This is a genomic window from Psychrosphaera saromensis, from assembly GCF_002954545.1.
Taxonomy (GTDB): Bacteria; Pseudomonadota; Gammaproteobacteria; order Enterobacterales; family Alteromonadaceae; genus Psychrosphaera; species Psychrosphaera saromensis.
The window spans coordinates 1345584-1368120 of the sequence record NZ_MSCH01000003.1 but is presented as its reverse complement, the minus strand read 5'-3'; the positions used below and the strand labels follow the sequence as shown (position 1 = coordinate 1368120).

Below are 22537 nucleotides of genomic sequence, written 5' to 3'. Positions count from 1 at the left end.
TAGCAAAAACACCTAAGTGATACTTTCCCATATTGGACTAACTATTAGAGAAGTAAGTAAAAAGTCATTATGGACAATCAATTACCTAAACCACTCATTATTATCATATCTCTCATTCAAGGTATTTTATTAACACTTTTATACCAAAGCTCGGAATCTCAATCTTGGCCTAGTAGTAACCCTATTTGGTTTATTTCACTGATGACTTTCACCATTAGCTTCCCTTTGTTAACTTTACTTTGTATAACAAAACAGAAGGTTATAGCTTGTTTCAAATACCTATTACCTTTTAGCTTAGTGTTATCACTATTGGGCGCTTACATTGGTCTACAACAACTCCCACTTAAACTTATCAATAACGACACCGCTGTAACTGTATTTATCTTCACCGTTTTGATCGCGTGTTTTAAAGCATTAATGTATATACAATTGCGCCTTACTGGAGAGAAAGCGAACTTCCATTCATTGTTTAAACTGTCTTGGCAAAACTTTATTATTTTTAGTGAGTGCTGTTTATTTGTATTGGTTTTTTGGGGAATTCTAAATTTAGGTGCTGAGTTATTTTCAATTTTGGGCATACATTTCTTTTCAACATTATTAGATAAAAATTGGTTTGTAATACCAGTATTAAATCTTGCTTTTGGCTTTGCTATTGTCATTTTTAGAAATATCACCTCTACCGCCGAGAGCATAGCAACCATACTTAAAACACTTATAAAGTTTTTGTTACCTGCGTTGAGTATTATTTCATTAGGCTTTTTAACAACACTCATATTTACCGGTTTAGACACACTTTGGGAAACAGGCAAAGGCAGTTCGCTAGCACTTTGGTTACAAGCGTTAACCTTATTTTTTGTCAATGCGGTTTACCAAGGAAATATCAAAGAACGTATTTATCACTCAGTATTAAATAAAATCATTATTATTAGTGTGGCGTTATTACCGCTTTATAGCATTATTTCATTTTATGGTATTTGGTCTCGCATCGACCAATATGGATTAACCGTTTCACGCTGCTGGGCTGTATTAGTTTGCTTTTTATTAGCATGTTTTTCAGTTAGTTATTTGGTTGGTATTATTAAAAAGCGAGGAGCATGGCTAGAAATCGTGAGTAAAGTCAATGTCGTCATGGGCCTTGTTGTAATGTCCTTTATGTTACTGGTTAACTCACCGTTGTTAAGTTTTCAGAGTTTAACCGCCAATAATCAAATAGCTCGCTTGCAAGACGGTACAACATCATATCAAGATTTTAGTTATTACTACTTTGCAAACTCTTTGGGCAGACAAGGCTATTTGGCTTTACAAGAAATTAGACCTGAACTACAGCTAAACGCACCTGAAAAAGTAGAACTCCTTGATGGACTCTATGTGAACTACAAATATGACGATACAGAAGTTGAAATAGTGAGTATTGACGTATTTAAGCAATTCCTTACATACTGGCCAGAGCAAAGTTATTTCTCTGAGGACTTAATCCAAGCTATCTATGACAAGGAAATAGGACTCTATCGGGCTGGGCGTAAAATAACTAATTACGTTGTCGCTAAAGACTTAAACAACGACGGTGAATTAAACTTTGTGTTTATATCAGAAGAAGACAATTACTACTCAGCTTATCTGCTCCAATTAAACAATGAGCAGTGGGAATATAAATATATGGATAATACTAGTGGCTCTGGCGACGCTTCAGGAATGCAAACTGATTTATTAAATAATGAAGTTGAAGCCGTTACACCACAATGGAACGACTTAAAGATAGGCAACGTCTTATTTAGAAAACCAATTCACTAAGTGTTTTTACAACGCAGTTACATTGGTATGTAAGGCTATACCTAACATCTGGGCATAACCTCTGGACATAACATCTAGATCGCACCTAGAGGTTTATTAGTTTTAACTTTTAAGTGGTTTTGTTTTTTAGTTTCTTATTTTTTTGAAGGTTTTTTTTTAGCAAGCTTGGGTTGCTTAGGCGGTAAAGAATCAACAAAGCTAATGCTGGTATTTAGCCAATAAGCTAAGTCAGAGTCTGACTCAAACCCATCTGGTAGGATATAAACTAACCCCTTGACGGGTTTGCCGGTAAAATCCATTTCTGTAACCTGAGGTTTGGCTAAACAGTCGAGGTAATTGTCAGGGCCAACACGAGCCATCAATTTATCACCTATGATGACACAGCACATATGCTCTGACAGTAAAAAGCACAAACCACCAAACATCTTCTTGGTGGTTAAATCATGTCGCCCTTGGAAATGATCGTACAAGCGCTCTTCTAATCCTCTGTCAAACGCCATGATTTATTCCTCATCAAAATCGCTCTATAAGTAGTAACTTAACTGAGCACTGCTTTTAAAAAGTGGCTATTTTATGATATGCATACCTTCACTTTCAGGCTGGCTCTAACTGAAAATAGCGACCACTCTAATTTATTAAATGCGCTTGCTCAAACTTCCGTATTGCGCCGTATGCTGAAATTATTGCCCAGCTAACTTCCAAACCAAAAACAGGCCAATTTTGATCAACCCACAATTGTGGTAATAGCGCTAACGCAGCAAAAATATTCCACAGTAAATAATATCTAGGCAGCATTTTTTCGGCACTAAACAACAAGTAAACTGCAGAGAAAACATAAGCAGCAATCCAACCTAAAGAGGCTAAATCCAGCTGATTTTTTAACAGAGATTGAATAACAAAGTTTGCAACCAGCGCAAAGAATATCCAGTAATACTGACGCACTGTAAACTTAGTTGAGGTTAAGTTAACATTCAGAAGCAGTAAAACACTGATAATGACCCAGAATGAATTCACCACAACCGCTTGCCATGAAGCGTTATACACCGAACTAATGATTAAGCTTATCGCCGCAACCAAGTTAAAGGTGTAATAGGTATTTTTATGCCAATGTTGCTTAAGCGAAATATAAGCATGACCAATTAAATAAAGAAATGTCCCAAACCAACCAATTATTAAAATCATCTTACAGCAGCTCAATATGCATATTACGCACAAATAATTCTTTGCCTACATGAGGCCCATTTAATACAACCACTTTACTTAAATCCATCATGTTTTTATAAATCCTATCGCTCTTTGAAGCCTGAGTCATTTTATCACTCCACTGGATAACAATAACTTTACTGCCTCTTGGTAGCGCGTAATAATCAATATTCTCACCCTGCTTTTCAGTTTGCCCGGTGATTAACGGATAACCTTCCGATGTGATCAGTTGAGCAACGTCGATAGCAACAGGTATATTGGTTTTATTAGTTTGTAAGTCATTAATGCCAGCGTCGGCCAATATTTTAATCGTTTGGTTAATGTCATTAACTAGTTTTTTACCCGCGCTATTGTTGGCTGCAATAACATGCAAGCTAGACGTGTCTTCAATGCCTTTTAACGATTTAACAAGCTCTTTTCTAAGCGGGAAGTCGTTGGTTAAATGGTAATTCATCACGCCTTCCGTCATTGGCAATATGTATATCTCATGATTAAACAAAGCCGTTAACGCCTGCTTTTCAGTACCAAACTCAATCGCATTTTCAAGCAATTTATCTAAGGTTGCGCCATAACTGTAGCCGGCTACTTTGCCCATTTTTTGTTTTTGCTCAAAGGCGATTTTAGCTGAGTCCGCATTCAAGTATTGGCGGTTGTAATACATTTTACTGGTGACATAAAAAACAGGATCGGAAAACAATACTTGAGATGCCCTTTCGGACGTTTTAAAAAATGGAAAGCCTAAATTTCGTTGCCCTTTACTCACATAATAAAAAGAAACGTCATAAGGCATGTATTGCCAATTAGGTGTTGTTTTTTGATGTTCAAAAAGTAAATCCAACCACTTTGCGGCGCTCCCTTTAGGTTCATCTTGCGACAAAATATAAGGCGGCCAAGTTTCAGTTAAAATAGTTTCTGTCGGCTCGGCGTATGACAAGCTGGCAAATAATATAAGTAATGACGATGCAATAACGCGGATTAAGCGTGAGCTAATATGAAACATGATAACTACCTAGATTTTATAATTTTATAAGCGAAGAACAGCAATAAGGTAAGAACAAAGCCCGAACCAAACATGACATCTGTATCTATTCCTGCAATAAACTGCAGCATGAACGAGCGACTATCGTCATTAAAATCAAGCGCTGGACGAGACATCATTTCGCGGCTTAATTCAGTCAAATATAACGAAAGCTCAAACACAGTAAAAAAGCTCAAGGCGACAAGCAGTAAGTCTGTCATCAGGGAGCTTTTTTCACGTTTTTTATTTTCAGTGTCTTCAATTTTACTTGAACATATCTCAATCATTCTTTGACCATTTTCAGTCAGCTGTTCAAAGTCCCAACACTTTAGAATGTCTTGCACACGTTTACGTTTTGTTTGCGTTAAGTACTTCAAATGCTCATGGTAATCCACCTGATGCAAACGAGTAATAACACGACTGCTAATTAACTGTTTGTTGGCTTGTTTATCATTTGAGTCATTATACGCGCTATCAATCGCTGATTTTAATAAGCGATTGCAGCGTTCTTGCGCAGAGTAATAATATTGCGCCAAAATCATACTTTCTAATCTTTCGTCGCTTAAAGAGGCTAAATCAACAATCACATAGTTAAGCCAGGTTAATGAGCAATCTAAAGTGCCATCAATAATGTTTTGAGCATCATCCGGATTGTAAGTATGTCGTAACCATTTAGTTAATAACGGTTGGTTAACATCCGATGAGACCTCATCACTATTTACCACTAAGGTTCTTGAAACCCAAAAGATATCTGGCGTTAATGACGCAGTGTTATCAAATTCAAAAAACGTCTGTGTTGATTCCGTTTTTAAATTATTAATCGCATTTACAAAGCCAGGATAAGCTTGTTTGATTTGAAAATTAGCACTGGTTTGAGCCGCGCTTTCTAAGGCTTCAGTGTCATCGTTATAATCAAGAGTGTGTGTAACCACAGCTATTGCAATATTATTGGGGAATACATGAATTGACAGCGTTGGGTCTAACGCCTCATCACACCATATAAATAGGCGATGATCCCAACTGTCATGATTAATAAACTCGTATTCTTTTTGAACACTGTCGTTTAAAAATAATATGTTAGGGCTTTTAAGTTGTTTTTTGAACGCAATGTACTGTTCTGATAAACGATTGATGCCCGTCTTTAATTCTAACGGTGCATAAATAGGAGAAATAGTAACAACGGTGACTTGTTTCGTTTCCATACAAATAAAACTCAAGTGGTACGACTGTGAATACATGCACTGTAGCAAAAAGTCGAGAATGAAAACACTTGATTTAATTAACTATTGTTATGGTACTAATTTCGTAATGAGTATGGTGTGACCCCGTAAACTAGATACGGGGCAAATTTAACTCATAAAAATAATAGTGGCGCTGCCTAAGAATACAAAGAAGCCGACCACGTCTGTCACTGTAGTTAAAATTACAGAGCCTGCTAATGCTGGGTCTATGCCATTTTTATCAAGCACCATTGGAATGATAATGCCAGACAAAGCAGCCACTTCAATTAATACCTTGTCGAAAATACCAATAACTGCTGACGCTAAAAAAGCAGTAATTAAATTAATCCCCAACCATAACGCTCGGCGTCTGGCACTGGTAAATATTGGTGCAAATAAATCTTCATCACTTACCTGACCCATGTGAGCAACCTGAGCTTCGTAATGATGTTGGAAAATAGATAAGGCAGATTTTTGTGGTTTGGAGTTTGAACAGCCTTGTATTGATTTTCATAAAACCAAAAGAAACATCAAAACACCAAGTTCTGAACAAGTACAACAGCCTATTTATAAATTTGCCACTGAGCAGTGGCAGAATTTTCAACCGTATTTAGCACCGTTGAAAAGGCCTAAATATTAACTAGATTTAAATCTGTGTAGAGAAGACTAAAAAATTAAACTTGGTTCAGTACTTTTAAATTGTCAGTAGATCTCACTTTTATTTCAGTTTTGTAATAATGTTTACCACCTTTAAGAGGGATTACTTTATTAAGCTTAACATGACCATCGACTTCAATAGTTTTTCCTTTGAAATATGACTCAAGTGATGAACCATAAATATCAACAAAAGCATCAATACTTGATTGAGCAAGTATAACCGTTATATTTTTAGGGTCTTTTTCGTTGGAGTGTGTGTACAAGTAAACAACGCCATCTTTACTCTCGGCTGTTTGTATTGGAAATTGAAAGGTGCCATTTACACTTGCTGGATATCGAATGATCGCTTTTTCAACAAGTTGATTTAAATCTGTTGGTTTTGCCTCTTCTTCAACCTTTGTAATCTCTGTGGTTAAACTGCAAGCTGACAAAACTAAAATAGAAAGCATTACTAAGTATTTCATAACTGTTCCTTTTTTTTGAAAATTGATGTGATGCTAGAGTTTTTACCACTTCAGTATTAATACTTTTTTGAACAAAAATCAACCAATAAAATCATTCCCTATTAAATATAGAACCAGAGCTGGGCTGTTTTTACTTTTTAAATTAATCAGTAATAAATGACGTTATTGACTCACTTTTTTTGATAATAAACTCAACGCCCTTAAAAAGGCTTCAATAGATTCCACTGACGCTGGCACTCCCATAGTGACCTGTATGGTAGTGCCATCAATAAGCCATTGGATGCTGCAGCAATACGGGCTAATTCAGTACTACCTAAAGAACGAGCTTTTCCCCTCGGTTAATTAACAACTCATTAATAGTTGGGTAACTTAACCAACTTGATTTAATTGTTCGGGTAAAGTTGTTAACGGTTTTAACTCATAAAAATAATAGTGGCGCTGCCTAAGAATACAAAGAAGCCGACCACGTCTGTCACTGTAGTTAGAATAACTGAGCCTGCTAGTGCTGGGTCTATGCCATTTTTATCAAGCACCATTGGAATGATAATGCCAGACAAAGCAGCCACTAACATATTCACCACCATGGCCACGCTTAAAATCACCGATAATAAATAGTTGTCGAACCAAAATATAGTCATGGCTGCAACAATAACAGCCCAAACAACCGCGTTTACCGCAGCAACACTTAGTTCTTTATCACGCAACGCTCTGTAGTTGGCTGTATTTAATTGTCCAGTGGCAAGTCCACGGATGGTTAACGTTAAGGTTTGACTACCTGTTATCCCACCCATGCTTGCGACAATTGGCATTAATACCGCTAAAGCCACCACTTCAATTAAGACCTTGTCGAAAATACCAATAACTGCTGACGCTAAAAAAGCAGTAATTAAATTAATCCCCAACCATAACGCTCGGCGTCTGGCACTGGTAAATATTGGTGCAAATAAATCTTCATCACTTACCTGACCCATGTGAGCAACCTGGGCTTCGTAATGATGTTGGAAGATAGATAAGGCGTCACCCATAGAAAACTCACCAACAAACTTACCCGCGTCCGTTAATATCGGTAAGGTTGGGCGATTGCTGTTTTTAATCAGATTTGACGCTTCCATTAATGAAAGTGTATCTAAGATATTGTCATCGCTTTTTTCTGCAATCGCTTGGACTAACGTTACGCCTTCAGCGTTTAACAAATCGTTTATTGAGACTTCACCTACGTAATGAGATTCATCATCTAACACTATGTAATTACCAGAATAATCCGTTAAATCGCTTTGGCGTATTTCGTCTAATGCATCTTCAATTGAAGTATTGTGCTTAACGGTATAAACATCTGAATTTGCGTAACGTCCAACTTGCTCTTCATCATAACTTAATGAAGATTCAACGTTTGATTGTGACTGAGGCGATAGCTTGTTGATTAACTTGGCAACCAACTTTTGCGGTAACGCAGTTAGAATTTCTACTACTTCATTGTCAGAGCTGGACTTAACGGCGTCTTCTAACTCTTCTGAGGTTAATACTGAAAGTAGCTGCTGACGAGCGTCGTCACGCATTTCATATAAAATAGCGCCTTCTAGCGACTGATCGATTAACGGCCACAATTTTAAACGCTGGGCATTGGTTAACCCTTCTAAGATCAATGCCCATTTATTAGGTGTGTAACTTTCAGTTTCAGCCGGTAGCACAACCAAATCGTCAGCTAAGATACTGACAAAGTCTAGTGATGGTATTGTTTGATGTTCCATGTGACTACCTTAAAAAGTTAAGTTTTGTTTTGCTCACTTTTAACTGCTGCCTTTGTTTTTACAACGGCTTTAGTTTTTGCTTTCGTATTTGGCTTAGCGCTTGGTTTCGCTCTTGGTTTAGCAGTTGCAGTACTGGCTGCTGTCTTATTTTCTAATGATTTACTTTCTGAACTCGTACTAGCTAACTGTTTTTTATCTAATTGTTTCTTTTCTTCAAGTAAAAAGAGTCTTATGCACTCTTCCAACATTTGCTGCTCAATTAAGGTTGCTTGCTCTGTTGGACAAAAAATACTAAATACCACCTTAGTTTTACCTAGCTCGGTAGACTCAAAAGAGACGGTTGGCTCAGGTCCGGTAATTTTTATGTCGAGTCTATTTTCAATCATAGAATTATAACGTTCAGCAACGTCTTTAAATTCAGCGCAATACTTTTGGGCTTGCTTCATCAAAGCATTTTTTAGCGCGTACGGATTAATGGTCAAACTTTCTCTTATATAAAAGAACGAGTGATTCACATAACGTTTCATATAATTTAAGTTAGTTATTGGTAAATTAATCAACTGTAAATTGGGAATAAAAACACTTTTACCAGTATAAGAATAAGTAACTAAATCAACTTCCAATAAAGTGGTTTTTGCCATGTCTGTCGCAGTAACTTCACCGGCATGGTGTCCAACTTGAATCCAATCACCAATCCTAAATGGTCTAGAACTAGAGATATAAACAAAGCCAATGAAACACTGAATTATTTCACGAGTTACTAAAATAATTGCCACCACAAAAGCAGCAATGGAAAATGCAAAGCCTTGAATTTCTTCATGCCAAATAGCAAACAATAAGATAACCACCAAAACGTTAATTAAGTTTTTTAAGTGATTGATCAAATAACGTTTATCGTCGCCTTTTTCTATGGCTCTTTTTTTGATTAATTGAAAAATAAAGTACTTTAAAAACCACGACGTTAGGATCAACATTATGGTGATAGCTAAATGGCTTTGCATAAATGTAATCAAGTGACTGCCTTATTATTTTTTAATTTTACTTTTAAGTAATTCAAGCGTGGCTTCGGGACCAGATGTAGCTAATACCTTAGCAAGTTCTTTTTGTTTTGATTGCAACAAACTAATGCCTTCAATAACAAAATCGTACATTAACCATTTATCTTCAACATCAGAAAAGCGCCATTTGGTCGTCAACTGAGTTGTTTTATTCTCGCCTACCAACTTCATGGTAATGCTGGCACCTTTATTCGAGTTGGTCATTATCGATGACGCTAAAACAATTTTTTCATTATTATAATTTACTAAACTGCTGGCGTAATTAGCCACCAAAGTATCTTTTAATACAGTAACAAATTCGGCTTTTTGCTCTGGCGTCAACTTAACCAAATGCTTACCTAACACTTTGTAAGCAAAAAACTTTTCGTCAATATTGACCAACAACTCTTTTTCAACAAGTAGCTGTGCAGTTTGAACCGTTAAATTGTTTTGTTGTTTTAAACTAGTGAGTTCAATCTCAACTTTTTTAAACAATTGACCCGCTACTTTATCAACGGTTTCTGCCATAGCAGTTCCGGTTAATAACGCGGTTAAAGAGATAAAACAAATAACTGATTTAATAAATTTCATTGTTAATAATGCCTGTGATTTTTCTTATTTGGTTGGCCGATGATAAATATTTATCACTTTTGCCTAAGTACAAACTTCATGTCTGCGTTTGTTAACTTAGCATTAGTAGCTAATGTATGTCGTTAACCTATTATTTTTTCTCAAAATAAAAAACCAATAACAAATGTTATTGGTTTTTTTGTAGCAAACCTAATGGTGTTTTACCTTAGGTTTTAATAAGCTTGATTACATTTCTTCTTCATCAACTACCGATGCAATGTACTCAATTATTTTCTCTACACTGGTAAATTTAGCGTATTCGTAATAATCCATTTCACTGTTTACACAAGCTAACAATGCTTTTTTATCTATTGTTTCAGGATCTTGAACGTTTAGACAATATTCATAAGTGTCTCTAACGAACTCTGGATCCGGACTTTCAACTTCATCGTTAGCAACAGCTAGATTACTAAAAACTAAGTTACTAACTAACAACACTAAGCCAATTATTTTTTTCATTATTTAATTCTCCAAAAAAGTTTGTTCTTAAAAACATTTTATTCACTAAAAGAAGTTGCGCTAAATTAGTGTTGTTTTTGCTATTTGGAAAACTAATATTTTTTATCGAATTAACAATATTTTTTAGTCGTTGTTAGAAGCCATTTCAATAACCGCTGAACGTTCTGGTGAAGATTGATCAATAACCGTGACCACATTCTCTATTGTGTCGACCAATCTATTGTGTTTTTGATACACAGCATAGATGGAACGAGTTAACGAATGTTTACCTTTGACCTTAAACAATTCGCCACTTTCAATAAAGGGTTCGGCCAGTGCAGTTGGTAAATATGCCGTTCCGCCCTCAGACAAAATGAAGTCCAACGCGATGCGGCCTGTAGAGGTAATTAGCTTAGGCACGTAACTTTTACCGTATTTGGCATCATGTTCAGACGCAAACTGGGTACCCCAATCAACATAAACGTAATGTTCAGCCATCGCTTCGTCTGCTTTAATGTTGCCTTTGGTGGTTACCATCACCAAATTTACATTCGCAATTTGTTCACTAATTACTTCGTTTGATAAGAATGGGTCAAAGGTTAACGCTAAATTTAACGTGTTATCTAATATAGAAGAATGTAACTGCCTGATGCCTAACATCTCAGTTTTAAACGTTAACTCTGGTAAACCTTTCGTCACTACCGTTAAGTAGTTTTGAAAATACGCATCCCAAACATTGGGCGTAGCGCCAATAGATAGTTGCACAAGTTGAGAGTCGGCCAAAGATATGTCGGTTTTCACCTGCTGCATCGCCCTAACCATAGTGGTTGCATAAGGGATGAGTCTTTCACCAGCGGGCGTTAAACAAATATTATTTCTAATACGTTCAAATAACGGAGCATCGACAAATTCCTCTAGCTGCTTAATTCTGGCGCTAACCGCAGCTTGAGTAATATAGAGTGTTTCCGCGGCTTTGCCGAAGTGCCTAGTGTTTGCTACCTCTAGGAAGGTTTTGAATACTTTTACGTCCATAAGGGCAGGATAAATAAAAAAAATTAATTAACAAACTTTTTTTTAACTTCGACAAAAATAATTTGTTTTTCAAATGCTCAAACTAAGACTATTTTTAGCAAAATTGTTGAGGGTATTAAAATGAACACACAAATTAGAAAAGGTTCTAAATCGTTTTTTGATGATGTTAATTTCCCTAGAGGCTTTAGCCGCAGCGGAGAATTTACGGTACAAGAATCGAATTTGTTAAATGATTATGGCTATTCCTTGCAACTGTTATCCAATGGCTCTTTGATGCCAGAGAATACAGAGGAAGTAAGATTCGCTGATGTTTGCACAGGCCGAGAAATCGCGCAGACATTGGTAGAAAAAACATGGATGAAATACATTTCGTTAGCGGCACCAAGAAAGTACGAAAATGTATATGGGATGGGACGCCCACAAAATAACTTTGAGTCTGGTGAATATTATCTAGAACTCTAATATTAATTTATTGAGGTTTTTTTATGGATTATTTTGACGATATCTGTGAAATTGATGAAGTTGATGACGTGTCTGATAAGTCAGACAAAGGTGATCGCAGAAGACGCTTTGAAACCCAAAGACGAATTGAAGATTTAAAAGAAATGCGACGTATGAACAAAGAGGTTAACTACTACGATGAATGGTAGGGGAGTATTCCCACAAATTTAAGCAGTAAACTCTCGCGCATTTATCAAACTAAATGCCAAAAAAGTTCAAGTAACACTAAGTTGTAAACATTTAATGCTAAATAAAAAGAGCGCATATTCACACGAATAGCGCTCTTAATCTTCCCTGTAAAAATAATCACTTAACTTATTGCTTCATATTGCATATATTTGTAATTATTACACAGGCATTACAATTGGCTAACTTCCCTCGTCACGTATTAACCTGCACTAACTAGAAACCAATAATAAATACACAAGGACACAATGGAACTGATATTTAACATTACGCCATATAGTTGGATGGGCATTTTTACGTCATTATTGTGTGGCACTATTATTGGACTGGAAAGACAATTCAGAGGCAAACCTGTAGGTATAAGAACATCGTCTTTAATTGTGCTTGGAACTTATGTATTTGTCGCCACAGCTAATTATGTGGTGATTGACTCTGCAGCAGTCGATCCTTCCAGGATCATAGGGCAAGTGATCACAGGTGTTGGCTTTTTAGGTGCTGGTGTTATGTTAGCTAAAGATGGCGCTGTGGTCGGTGTTACTTCTGCTGCAACTATATGGGTACTGGCGGCTATTGGTGTTTCTATTGCTAGTAACAATTATTCCACTTCTATTATTTTGTCATTAGTTGTGGTGTTTATTTTAGTTGGTGTCGACATATTGGAAAACACATTTCAAACCTTATCAAAAGGCGTTCACACCAAATATACCAATTGGAAACAACAACCTACTCCATTTAGGTTAAGAAAAGTATTTACTCCTAAAACCAAAGAGAAACAAGACTAACGCCTCTTAATATGAGACGTTAGCCTGCAGTTTTGTTACTGTTTTATAAAACCTTTTATACAGATATTATGCTTTACGAGTTCCACTATGGAACTTTTTGCCCAATACATTGTTTAACCTAACACAGATAGCTAAGTAGAATTTTTACATGGAAAAGTGGAGCGCTAAAATACAAACACCTAAATGGTTAGCCCCTGTATTATTCTCTATTTTTATTCATGCCATTATTGTCACAATTCTTGTGCAACAAGAATTGTCAGCAACAACCCCCAAACAAAAAGCACAAACTAACACTGCAATAAAATCCTATTTAATTGTCGCCAAACCTAAAATAAAAAAAACAGTAGTGAAAAAACAAAAAGCACCAACACCTCCCCCAGCAAAGAAAACAATAGTAAAAAAGCAGGTTGCAAAACCTGAAGCTATTAAGCCTAAAACGGTTAAACCTAAAGCTCCAATTGTCAAAAAACCAGTGCAGAAAGCAGCACAGGAGCCAACAGTGGTAGAAAAGCCGACTTCAACTCCAACAGCCCCTACAAGTTCGATGATGATCATAAATAAAAAACCATCTAGTATTTCAAACGCACGCGATTATTTAAATCAGAACCAAAGTATGCCTCCGACAAGCTGGCAGGAACATCAATTTCAACAAACACAAAAAAAGTTAAATGAACAAGTAGAAAATGAAAAAGCTAAAAAATACGATGGTAAATTTACACCTGATATTAGTGGGATGACAGATTTAGGGAAAACGGGTGATGGTAGCCAATTAATAAAATCTGGCGATGCATGTTTTGTAATTCAGAAAAACTCGCTTGGTGATTCAGTCTGGTCAGGTACACCTTGCCCGTTATCGACCGATCCGCTTAGGCAAGCCTATAGAAAAAGCATGGATAAATATTTGAAGAAAAAACAAAACTAATCATGACTGTTTTGCACTGCTGCCGCCAAAATATGCACACCATTTTCTAACATAAATTGCTGAAAAGCCTGAGCCAAAATAGTTGGTTTACGCGATGCATTTTGCACTAAACGCCACTTACTCCTAATAGGAAAATGCTCTACTTTAAGTATTTTCAATCCTGGCAAAATACCAAAATCTAAACTGTGTTTGCTTAAAACCGACAAACCTAACCCCGCAGCAACCGACTGTTTTATTGCTTCACCGCTGGCTATGGTCATTTTTTCGTGCAACTCAAAACCGTGCTGTTTGAATAACTGAACCGTTGTTTCTCGGGTGCCGGAACCTTCTTCACGCAAAATGAAGGGATAGTGACTTAAGCGCGCTAAAGTGATGTTTGGCATTAAAGTTAATTCGTGTCGTTCAGGCGCAACCACCACTAATTCATTATCTAGAAATGGGGTTTCTATCACCTCAACGTTTTCTGGTATTTGGCCAAACAAATAAAAATCATCGAGCTTATCCGCCAACCTAGCGTGTATTTTATCGCGGTTGCCTATTTCTAATTTAACCTCAACTTGTGGGTAATGTTTGGCAAATGCCGCCAATAACAAAGGTAAAAAGTATTGCGCTGTTGTCACCACAGAAATAGATAAAGTCCCCGTTACCACGCCCTGTAAATTGTCGATATCTGTTCTGAGATTATCTAAGGTTTCAAAGATTTGATTGGCACTACGTAATACCGCTTGCCCTGCGTCCGTTAGTTCAAGCTTTCGTCCTAGCATTTGATAAACAGGTAAACCGAGAATATCACTTAAGTTTTTTAACTGAATAGAAACAGAAGGTTGAGATATATGCAATTTTTCGGCAACCACAGACAAACTCTGATACCGAGCTAATGCTTGTACCAATTGGAATTGTCTAATTGTTGGTTGTCGATTTGTTTTGGGACTCAAGCTCATTATAGATTTTTATCTATGAATATAATTAATTATATATATTAGACTCTATTCAAAACTAATTCTAGGATGGAGTTATACCAATTACGTATATGAATTAGACAATTCATTAATAACTATTTGAGAGCAATATTATGTTAGAAACAATCTCACAAAACATACGGTCGCTCGGTTCGGTGTTAGGTAAAACTATCGCTAACGACAAAGACCAACGTTGGTTGGACAACATTGAACGTGTTCGACTATTAGCCAAAGATGGCGTAGCGCATGAAGCCTATGCCATTGATGAATTAAAAGCCTTATTCCAATCTTGTGATGAACAAGACTTATTGATTTATGCTCGCGCGTTTAGTCAATTTTTAAACTTAGCCAATATTGCAGAGCAGCAACACACCACCAGCGAGCAAGGTTTAGCTGAATTAGACCTGCCGCATCCGTTAGAGTCTTTGCAAGAACAATTAAGCGACTGTAAACCTGATGAGTTTTTCGCCGCCATTAAAAAACTGCATATTGAATTAGTGTTAACGGCCCATCCAACCGAAGTAAACCGCCGTACTTTTATTCATAAGTATCATGAAATTGCCGAGCAGTTAGAAGTCACAGGGCCGGAATTAAACGGCCGTATTGAAGAATTAATTGAACAGGCTTGGAATACTAACGAAATACGCCCTCAACGCCCTACTCCGTTAGATGAATCACGCTGGGGTTTGAATGCAATTCGTGACAGCTTGTGGTTTGCCGTTCCTAAATTTGTTCGTGAGCTTGATGAGTTATGTCAGGAAGTTTCAGGCAAAGAATTACCTGTTGATGCTACGCCGATAACAATGGCTAGCTGGATGGCCGGTGACCGCGACGGTAACCCATTTGTAACCGCTGAATTAAGTAAAGAAGCCATTTTAAAAGCTCGACTGCTTGCGGCTGAATTATATTTAATTGATTTCCAAAACTTATATTTAGAACTGTCTATGCACAAAGCCAACGACGAGCTTATTGCAGCAGATACTAATAGTATTGGGCCATATAGAAATCTAATAAAACAAACCATTGGTAAACTTGAACACAGCATTGAGTTACTTAAAAACGATCAAATTCAGGGGGTTATTGCCAGCCCAGAAGAGCTGCTACAGCCATTAAACTTATGTCGTGAAAGCTTGTTAGAAGTTGGTCTGCATAAAGCCGCCAATTCAATCCTGTTAGACGTTATACGCAAAGTACATTGTTTTGGTATTTCACTAGTGAAATTGGATGTACGTCAACATAGTGAATTCCACGACCAGGTCATCGCCGAAATTGTTGAAAGTCTTGGTTTGGGTGATTACTTATCTTGGGATGAACCTAAACGTTGTGAGTTTTTGCAAAAAGAAATAAATAATCCAAGACCATTATTACCAAACGCAAAATGGAGCGCTCAAACTCAAGAGGTACTCGATACCTTTAAGTTCATAGCGGAGCAGCCAAAAGAAGTATTAGGTATTTACATTATTTCTATGGCGAGCCAACAAAGCGATGTGCTTACCGTAAATTTATTAATGAAAGCGACTGACCTTAGCTGGGACATGCCAATTGCACCTCTGTTTGAAACCTTGGACGACTTAAACAACGCATCTAAAGTCATGGACTTATTGTTAGGCGACTCAGATTACACCAAACGTACTCATGGCGCACAGCATGTAATGATAGGTTACAGCGACTCAGCAAAAGACGCAGGTGTGTTAGCTGCGGCTTGGGCGCAATATCAAGCGCAAGAAGCGTTAGTTGCGGTCGCTAAAGGTCATAAGATCACATTGAAACTGTTTCATGGCCGTGGTGGCACAATCGGTCGAGGCGGCGGTCCTGCACATGCAGCAATAGCATCACAACCTCCTGGAACACTGGAGGGTGGATTACGAGTCACTGAACAAGGCGAGACTATTCGCTTCAAATTTGGTTTACCTAACCTAGCGGTGCGTAGCTTACATTTATACGCAAGTGCAATTTTAGCTAACTTAGTGAAGCCACAACCAGCGCCAAAAGCGGCATGGCGTAAAATCATGGATGATATGTCTGAACGTAGTTGTGAGGTTTATCGTGATTATGTTTGTGAACAAGAAGACTTTGTTAAGTACTTCCGTCAAGCCACGCCAGAGCAAGAGCTTTCTTCTTTGCCGCTGGGTTCGCGTCCAAGCAAACGTAAGTCTGACGGTGGTATTGAATCGCTGCGTGCTATCCCGTGGATATTCTCATGGAGTCAAAATCGCTTAGTGGTTCCAAGTTGGTTAGGGTCTGGACAAGCTATCTCTGAGTATAATCAAACTCAAGGTGACGTGATTAAAGATATGTTAGATAACTGGGCTTATTTTAGAGCACGTATTTCATTAACAGAAATGGTGTATTTAAAATCTGACACAGAGATCTCTCAGTTATATGATCAAAGCTTAGTTGATCCAGAACTACAACCTATGGGCGATGCATTACGTGCGCAACTAACTAAAGATAAAGCATTTATTTTACAGTTACTTGGTCAAACTGAGACATTGGAAACGGACCAGTGGAATCTAACCTCGTTTAACTTACGTAAGCCGTATTTATTGCCGTTGCATTTAATGCAAATAGAAGCGTTAAAACGTTTACGTAAACAACCTGAACATCCTGTATGTGAGCAGTTACTTATGGTTAGCATGACAGGTATAGCGACGGGCATGCGTAATACAGGTTAGATTTTCATTTATCAGTCCAAATGAATGCAAAAAGGCTTAGTTAACACTAAGCCTTTTTTCTTCCTATTTTGTTCTGTAATCCACTACAAGTAAAATCAATCGGCCAATAACTCTTTTGGTAAATCCCAACTAGTCACCCACACATCACCTTGCCAATCCTCAATGGTGAGCCAAACTTTATGCTCTGGCTTTAAGGTTTCAGGTGCAATTCCGTGTACTTCCTGTCCGTGCTGGCTACCATGTAAAATACCTTCATCGTGTTTTTGCAATTCAACTAATGGCAGTGCTTGCTCACCAATATTAAGATAAGCCTGACGAATATCAGCAACTTTACCTTTGCTAAATATTAAGAAAAAGTCTTTGGTGTAATGCCCACCATGTAAATACGGTTGCTTTAAATTATACGGCATAGGTGCTATTTCAAATGAACCTATTATTTGTTTTTGCCATACACTTGGAAAAACAGGATTTAGCGATTGATAAAGAAAAATAAAAGGCAGAATTAAAACAAGACCGTTAAGTTTGTATTTATTGCGGGATAAAAAGTTTCTTTTAGAACGCGACATTACACAACCTCCTGTTCATTTGATTTAACGTCAGTATTTCTAGCTGCCCTAACCGTTCTACCGCCCCACATCATAAAACCAGTTATAGACATTCCTGTTAGTAAGACGCCAAACAAAAACCAGATTATTTTAGTCCAAATACCGCCAATGGTTCCGTAATGCAGTGGATTTGCAATATGCGATAAGGTTTGTAATGTGGTCATTTCATCTGGTTCACGCACACTTTCAATTTTGCCAGTCCATTGATTAACCGTTACTCCATAAGCGTATTTGTCATAGAAAATAAAGTCACCTTCACCATACAACTTATATGTATCGCGGTTATGTTCAATCGGCATAATATAAGAGCTTTTAAAGTCTGGAAATTTTTGTTTGGTGATCTCTAACGCATTTGCTAACGACACTGGAGGTGCTGAAGATATTGACGGTATTGAATCGGTAGCTACTTCAGTTGTCATTTTATTTGAACTGGCAGGAAGCTCTGAAATTGCAGCTAAAGGTGGGTGCTCTTCAATGGTGTAATCAGCATGCCATAACACGGCTTGAATTAAATACCATAAACCTGTGGCGCTCATAACTATTAAAAACCAAATAGACCAAACACCTGCTAGCTTGTGTAAGTCGGCTAATACCGTTTTTTTACCTTGATCGACCCTTAACTTAGGCTGGGTAAAAGAACGCCAAAACTTCTTATAAACCAATAAGCCTGTAATTAAAGCCCCCAACATGACAAACGCCATTAAGTTAACTAGATAATAACCAATGCTGTAATTACTCTCCCAAGGAAACAGCAACCAGGCATGTAAGGAGCGCATAAAGTTTATAAATGTCATGCCTTGGTTGATCTCTTGTATCTCTCCTGTGTACTGGTTTACATAAGCAACAGCAACAGGCTTATCGGTGTCAGTAAAAATAACCGCATTAACTAAATAGTCTTCAAAATTCATCGCAGTACTGACTTTCGCCGTAGGGTAAGCTTTTTCTACAATAGAGATAAGTTCAGGCATGGTTTTTTCTGGAAGAGCATCTGGATTCAATGCACGTGATGCTGGATTAGTAAGCCAAGTTAATTCATGACTTATCACAGCAATAGTTCCTGTTAAGCAAACAATACAGAATATAAGCCACACTGGTAATGAGAACCAACCGTGTAGTTGAAATAAAAAACGATTACTAACCTTTGCCATTTGTTACCTAATTAAATTGAGTTTTAGACTACTTAGAAAAGCATCTTATCTTGCCGGACATAACCACATCAAGACAAAACTAAATAAAAATCATTCCTATTTACTATACCATTCGGTAGTGAGAACAATTCTCATTTACATTCGCGCGACATTTAAATATACTCCTGAAAAATTTTAAATATGACTCAAAACTTCAAGATAAAGATCTTGATATAGGTAAACGTAAACATGAAAAACAATCATAACTTTGCACTTACAACTCTAGTTCTAGCAATGGGTTTTCAGGCTCATGCGCAAGACGTTGAAAATAAAAACAACGCTACAGAAGTAGAGCAAGATGTTGAACAGATACTTATCGTAGGCACAAGAACAGACCGCGATAGTAAAGGCGCAACAGGCTTAACAATGGAGATTAATGAAACTCCACAATCAATTAGCGTTATTAACGCAGAACAAATCAAAAATTTCTCGATTGATAACATAAATGATGCAATGCAACTAGCAACAGGCATTACAGTAGAAAAAGGTGAAACCAACCGCACTAGATTTACAGCTCGTGGTTTCGACATTCAAAATACTCAAGTTGATGGCATAGGTTTACCTAACTCTTGGGGTCTTGTTACTGGTGCAGTTGAAAGCTACGGTTACGAAGAAATTGAAGTTATCCGTGGCGCCAATGGCCAACTTACAGGCGTAGGTAACTCTTCAGGTACCATAAACTATGTGCGTAAACGTCCAACCAATAAAAACGAAGGTGAAGTTGGTGTAACACTTGGTTCTTATGACTCTAAACGCTTACAAGCCGACTACTCTATGTTATTAACTGAGAGCGGCAGTTGGGCTGCACGCCTTGTTGCTGCAGTCGAAGATTCAGGTTCATACCTTGATGCTTTAGAAGATGACCGCGCTTATGTTTCTTTTGTAGTTGATGGGCAATTAACTGACAATTCAACATTAGCTGCAGGCTTTTCATATCAAGATGCCAATAGCGATGGCGTTATGTGGGGTGGCTTATCTTTAGCCTACGCTGATGGCACACAAGCTGAGTTTGATGTAAGTACAAGTCCCACTCAAGATTGGACTATGTGGGATGCAGCAAATAACAATATTTTTGTGGAATACTCTTACTCCTTCGATAACGACTGGGAAATTAAGACAACTTATAATCACCAGAATTCAGACGACCAAAGTAAATTACTTTATGTTTATGATGCTCTTGGTGCTTTTGACAGTGCAACTAACTTAGGTTTGGTTGCTTTACCAGGGCGTTATGATTCTGAATTTAATGCTAACCTATTCGATGTAACCGTTAAAGGTGGATTCGATTTAGCAGGAAAAACACATGAGTTAATGTTTGGGGTAAGTACCTCTAAAAGCACTGCTGAGTCTTTTACTAACATGGCTATTGCATCAGCTCCGTATTTTTCTTATTACGGTTCGACTGTCGCATACGCTCCTGCATTTCCATACTCTACAAGCTCTGATGCGCTTCCTGAACCTGAATGGGAAGACCAAATTAGATATTCTGATCTTGATGTCACGTTAACTCGTGTATTTGGTTCAACCAAGTTAAATGTAACCGATGACTTATTTTTCATCGCTGGTATTAATGCCATTGATTACAGCCGTGAAGGTGATAACTCTGGTGTTGCTGTAAATAACCAGGAAAGTGAAATAAGTCCTTATGTAGCGGCGACTTATTCAATTAACGACGACATTAATGTCTATGCAAGTTACTCAGACATTTATCAACCATTAGATCAGTATGATATTGATGGAGAGTTTTTAGACCCAAGTAAAGGTGTAAACTTTGAAATCGGTGTTAAAAGTCAGTGGTTTGATGACGCGTTGCTCACGACTTTTGCCGTATTTAGTGCAGAGCAAGAAAATATCGCGGTTTACGCAGGAGCAAACGCTGCGGGATTTGCATATTATGAAGGTACAACTCAAGATACTGAAGGTTTTGAATTAGAAGTATTTGGAAACATTGCAGAGAATCTAAATGTAAACTTTGCTTACACTTATCTAGATATAAAAGATGAAAACGGAGACGAGACTAGTGCATGGGAGCCTGAAAACACAGTTAAGTTTTCAGCCGATTATGCTTTACCTCAGCTACCTGAATTATCATTAGGTCTTGGTGGTAAATGGCAATCAGATGTTGAAAATGCAGCTGGCACCGTTAAACAAGATTCATACTTGTTAGTAAACGCGTTTGCCCGTTGGAATGTCAGTAAGGCGTTAAGTGTACAAGCTAATATCAACAACTTAACTGATGAGAAGTACATCACTAGCTTAAAAAATATAGGATATTACGGTGCACCTGTTGAAGCTAGCGTTGGTGTAACATATAGCTTTTAATTGATGTGAAAAATATACATTAGAACAAAAAGGCTAAGAATTTACATTCTTAGCCTTTTATTTTAACTAAACTATACAGTACTCATTTAACATAAAACACCGAATCCCTATATCTATTACGCACTTCCTTTATCTGTCATATTTCCCTTTAACAACACTTCCGCTTTTGCTCCTAAATACACATAAATTCCTAACCCCACTAATAATCCAGCAGATGCCGCCATCATAGCTACCGCATTCACCAAATACTGAGGTGAGCCTAAAACAGACTTAAACATTAACAACAGCGCTTCTATAGAGATAGCAATTAGAATCGTTGCCATAAAGCGAGTAATCGTTCTGCGCGTAGAGCTGTGTCTAAAGATGTCTTTTTGCATTAAGACTTCTTCTTCCATGGTGGTTTTACCTAAGTCAAATATCGCCAACGCCAGAGTTAAGAATATAATAATACCAAACGGCTTAGACTGAAGTCCTTCCGTACTGGGGTCTAGCAACAAACCAACAATTTCGTTACCTGCTGAGTACAACAAAATACCGACAATAAAAAACAATCCCACTACTATGCAAGAATAAACACTAATAAAAAATGGTTGAAAACGTTTACGTTTATTGTCCCCCATTAAAAACTCTATGGCGTGAGATAGATCAATATCCAGTACTAAAATACCAACCACTTCACCCTCTTTATTTACGTGTTTAAGCGCGGCTGAAATACACAAGTTGTGGCTAGATGTTGATAAATAAGGCTCAGTAACGCCAATACCATCACTTTCATTGGCTTTAATAAAATACGGACGATAAGACCGGTCGATACCTTTTCCAAGACCGAAAGTTTTATCACTTAATGATTTGGTTGAAATATTAGGGCTTAATTGCACCCCTTTGCTGTCCAAGGTAAACATTAACTCTACAAAAGGATAATTGCGGCGCAGCCATTTCATCGACTTGACTAAAGTATCTTCATCAGTAAAGAAAGCCTCATCAAATGCGCCAGCCATAATAGACGCCATGAGCTCATGAATTGGATTTTTATAATCTTGGTACCTTTCAATGACACTAATATAATTCATAAATTTTTATCGAATACCTAAACTAATAATACAGGTTAAATAGGCTACTTTATTGACATGCCCTATTCCTGAGCAATAACCCATAATGAA

Annotated in this window: 21 protein-coding genes and 1 pseudogene; 7 read left to right on the top strand and 15 right to left on the bottom strand. The window is 37.4% G+C overall.

Annotated elements, in window-relative coordinates; all coding sequences use genetic code 11:
- The first annotated feature begins 69 nt into the window (after positions 1 to 69).
- Complete coding sequence (locus BTO11_RS06415) at positions 70 to 1791, top strand: DUF4153 domain-containing protein (protein WP_105051826.1); 1722 nt, start codon at positions 70 to 72, stop codon at positions 1789 to 1791.
- 134 nt (positions 1792 to 1925) lie between these two features.
- Here the strand turns inward: BTO11_RS06415 and BTO11_RS06410 are convergent, their stop codons facing one another.
- The 11 genes and pseudogenes from BTO11_RS06410 to BTO11_RS06360 all read right to left on the bottom strand — a co-directional run bounded on the left by BTO11_RS06410 (position 1926) and on the right by BTO11_RS06360 (position 11238).
- Positions 1926 to 2291, bottom strand: coding sequence for a TfoX/Sxy family protein (locus BTO11_RS06410; RefSeq protein ID WP_105051825.1), 366 nt, complete (start codon positions 2289 to 2291; stop codon positions 1926 to 1928).
- Between the two features lie 127 nt (positions 2292 to 2418).
- Positions 2419 to 2973, bottom strand: coding sequence for a CBU_0592 family membrane protein (locus BTO11_RS06405; RefSeq protein WP_105051824.1), 555 nt, complete (start codon positions 2971 to 2973; stop codon positions 2419 to 2421).
- Position 2974: 1 nt separating this feature from the next.
- Entirely contained in the window at positions 2975 to 3994 is a 1020-nt protein-coding gene (locus BTO11_RS06400; RefSeq protein WP_105051823.1) for a substrate-binding periplasmic protein, read from the bottom strand.
- 5 nt (positions 3995 to 3999) lie between these two features.
- Positions 4000 to 5214, bottom strand: a complete 1215-nt coding sequence (locus BTO11_RS06395; protein WP_105051822.1) for a hypothetical protein — start codon at positions 5212 to 5214, stop codon at positions 4000 to 4002.
- Positions 5215 to 5361: 147 nt separating this feature from the next.
- A pseudogene (locus BTO11_RS06390) lies at positions 5362 to 5706 on the bottom strand (magnesium transporter); the annotation flags it as partial.
- A gap of 200 nt (positions 5707 to 5906) precedes the next feature.
- Positions 5907 to 6353, bottom strand: a complete 447-nt coding sequence (locus tag BTO11_RS06385; RefSeq protein WP_105051820.1) for a hypothetical protein — start codon at positions 6351 to 6353, stop codon at positions 5907 to 5909.
- 413 nt (positions 6354 to 6766) lie between these two features.
- Positions 6767 to 8101, bottom strand: a complete 1335-nt coding sequence (locus tag BTO11_RS06380; RefSeq protein WP_105051819.1) for a magnesium transporter — start codon at positions 8099 to 8101, stop codon at positions 6767 to 6769.
- A gap of 17 nt (positions 8102 to 8118) precedes the next feature.
- Positions 8119 to 9114 carry a mechanosensitive ion channel family protein gene (locus BTO11_RS06375; protein ID WP_229793340.1) on the bottom strand — a complete coding sequence of 332 codons (996 nt, stop codon included), beginning with the start codon at positions 9112 to 9114 and terminating at the stop codon, positions 8119 to 8121.
- Positions 9115 to 9126: 12 nt separating this feature from the next.
- Complete coding sequence (locus tag BTO11_RS06370) at positions 9127 to 9729, bottom strand: MlaC/ttg2D family ABC transporter substrate-binding protein (RefSeq protein WP_105051817.1); 603 nt, start codon at positions 9727 to 9729, stop codon at positions 9127 to 9129.
- A 225-nt stretch (positions 9730 to 9954) separates the two neighbouring features.
- The gene (locus BTO11_RS06365; RefSeq protein WP_105051816.1) at positions 9955 to 10227 is read right to left on the bottom strand and encodes a hypothetical protein; all 273 of its coding nucleotides are present in this window, start codon (positions 10225 to 10227) and stop codon (positions 9955 to 9957) included.
- Between the two features lie 123 nt (positions 10228 to 10350).
- The gene (locus BTO11_RS06360; protein ID WP_105051815.1) at positions 10351 to 11238 is read right to left on the bottom strand and encodes a LysR family transcriptional regulator; all 888 of its coding nucleotides are present in this window, start codon (positions 11236 to 11238) and stop codon (positions 10351 to 10353) included.
- 120 nt (positions 11239 to 11358) lie between these two features.
- Here BTO11_RS06360 and BTO11_RS06355 point away from each other — a divergent pair, with 120 nt between their 5' ends.
- The 4 genes from BTO11_RS06355 (at position 11359) to BTO11_RS06345 (ending at position 13629) form a co-directional block, all read left to right on the top strand.
- Complete coding sequence (locus BTO11_RS06355) at positions 11359 to 11700, top strand: MaoP family protein (protein ID WP_105051814.1); 342 nt, start codon at positions 11359 to 11361, stop codon at positions 11698 to 11700.
- Between the two features lie 23 nt (positions 11701 to 11723).
- Entirely contained in the window at positions 11724 to 11888 is a 165-nt protein-coding gene (locus BTO11_RS16470) for a PA3496 family putative envelope integrity protein (RefSeq protein WP_181135859.1), read from the top strand.
- A gap of 285 nt (positions 11889 to 12173) precedes the next feature.
- Positions 12174 to 12707: an MgtC/SapB family protein gene (locus BTO11_RS06350; protein ID WP_105051813.1), complete on the top strand. Its 534-nt coding sequence runs from the start codon at positions 12174 to 12176 to the stop codon at positions 12705 to 12707.
- A 148-nt stretch (positions 12708 to 12855) separates the two neighbouring features.
- Entirely contained in the window at positions 12856 to 13629 is a 774-nt protein-coding gene (locus tag BTO11_RS06345) for a hypothetical protein (RefSeq protein WP_105051812.1), read from the top strand.
- Here the strand turns inward: BTO11_RS06345 and BTO11_RS06340 are convergent.
- Positions 13626 to 14570: a LysR family transcriptional regulator gene (locus tag BTO11_RS06340; protein WP_105051811.1), complete on the bottom strand. Its 945-nt coding sequence runs from the start codon at positions 14568 to 14570 to the stop codon at positions 13626 to 13628. The genes BTO11_RS06345 and BTO11_RS06340 overlap by 4 nt on opposite strands.
- Before the next feature lie 131 nt (positions 14571 to 14701).
- On the opposite strand from BTO11_RS06340, the gene ppc reads away from it, so the two are divergent.
- Positions 14702 to 17263 carry a phosphoenolpyruvate carboxylase gene (ppc, locus tag BTO11_RS06335; protein WP_105051810.1) on the top strand — a complete coding sequence of 854 codons (2562 nt, stop codon included), beginning with the start codon at positions 14702 to 14704 and terminating at the stop codon, positions 17261 to 17263.
- A gap of 95 nt (positions 17264 to 17358) precedes the next feature.
- Here the strand turns inward: ppc and BTO11_RS06330 are convergent, their stop codons facing one another.
- Both BTO11_RS06330 and BTO11_RS06325 read right to left on the bottom strand, forming a co-directional pair.
- Positions 17359 to 17829 carry a hypothetical protein gene (locus BTO11_RS06330; protein WP_105051809.1) on the bottom strand — a complete coding sequence of 157 codons (471 nt, stop codon included), beginning with the start codon at positions 17827 to 17829 and terminating at the stop codon, positions 17359 to 17361.
- Positions 17829 to 19016, bottom strand: a complete 1188-nt coding sequence (locus BTO11_RS06325; RefSeq protein WP_105051808.1) for a PepSY-associated TM helix domain-containing protein — start codon at positions 19014 to 19016, stop codon at positions 17829 to 17831. The genes BTO11_RS06330 and BTO11_RS06325 overlap by 1 nt, the downstream gene beginning before the upstream one ends.
- A gap of 228 nt (positions 19017 to 19244) precedes the next feature.
- Between BTO11_RS06325 and BTO11_RS06320 the strand changes: the two genes are divergently transcribed.
- On the top strand, positions 19245 to 21377 hold the full coding sequence (locus tag BTO11_RS06320) for a TonB-dependent siderophore receptor (protein WP_105051807.1): 2133 nt from the start codon (positions 19245 to 19247) through the stop codon (positions 21375 to 21377).
- A 116-nt stretch (positions 21378 to 21493) separates the two neighbouring features.
- Here the strand turns inward: BTO11_RS06320 and BTO11_RS06315 are convergent, their stop codons facing one another.
- Positions 21494 to 22447 (bottom strand): PDC sensor domain-containing protein, encoded by a 954-nt coding sequence (locus BTO11_RS06315; protein ID WP_105051806.1) that lies wholly within the window; start codon positions 22445 to 22447, stop codon positions 21494 to 21496.
- Between the last annotated feature and the right edge of the window lie 90 nt (positions 22448 to 22537).